Here is a 1,027-nt window from a genome sequence, read left to right as displayed (position 1 = left end):
GGATCTTCATCTGCAACTCCACCAGATCTCGGATCGCCGGCAGCACATGCGGCGTGTACCGGTGAAGATAGGATGGAGACGATGGAGCCGCTGTTTCTGGGGAATGACATCGGAGCAATCCGGCCGAGAGGTCTGTGGACTGCAGCCTTGGACAAGACAGAAGAACTGGGAGGCTTAATCGGTCGAAGACGGATGCCGGCCCAACGGAGAGCTGCGCGCCGTTTCCCGACGCCGATCAGTCACTGCCCGTTGGGCGCTCCACTGCCCAGGCGACGGATCAGAAGCGCCGATTCAGAGCCTAAGTGATTTGTGTGCTGTCACCGAGTTTCCAACCTTGCGTGCTTTCGTCGGATTCGCAATGTTCCTGAATACTATATCATTTCTCGACTCTGCCTTGTCGTTCCTCTCGTAGCTTCTTGGTATCTTTCCACCAAGGAAGAACATCATCGAGCAGAAATGGAAATAACTTCCGCTCTCTGCCATCTTTACCATGTATACCACGATAAATATTTGGCAAAAGCCAACCCGAATATCGTTCATCCGTCGCCTCAGTAACTGTTCGTATAAACCCTTCTTCATTCGACGCTGCAAGAGTCCCCTCTAGGTCTTGAATGGAGCAAAATACGATTCCCCGACGATCTTCTGGAATAATACCTCCATCTCTATCTGCAATACCCGCGGCTATTGCGAGAACCTCCCCTTGAAGCTCTCTTGATGTCGCCAGCCATGCGTCGAGTGTAAGCACCATACCGCGCGTGCTAGAGCTAATTGGAGGTGAGATAGCGATCCCTCTCCGAATGTGAGAGAAATACCTCCAGATCTGGAAAACGCCCTTTGCTATATCACTATAGATGGATCGAGCCGATTCAATAGGATTTTCAGAAAATTGAGCACCAAAAGTCAATTTTGTACTCTTGCATTCAATCACAATCTGCAAATTCCCTTCAAACTCGACCAAAATATCAGGGCTATCCACCATATTTCCTTCTAAATTATATTTAAAACTTCGATTGACAATAAACGAATT

General features: G+C 48.8%; 1 protein-coding gene. It reads right to left on the bottom strand.

What is annotated here, in order from left to right; all coding sequences use genetic code 11:
• Nucleotides 1–376 precede the first annotated feature (376 nt).
• Nucleotides 377–1,027: hypothetical protein (locus P409_RS39785; RefSeq protein ID WP_202964916.1), on the bottom strand; the 651-nt coding region annotated here is incomplete at its 5' end.

The sequence above is a fragment of the Inquilinus limosus MP06 genome (assembly GCF_000767795.1).
Lineage (GTDB): Bacteria > Pseudomonadota > Alphaproteobacteria > DSM-16000 > Inquilinaceae > Inquilinus > Inquilinus limosus_E.
This window is presented reverse-complemented; position numbering and strand designations above follow the sequence as displayed.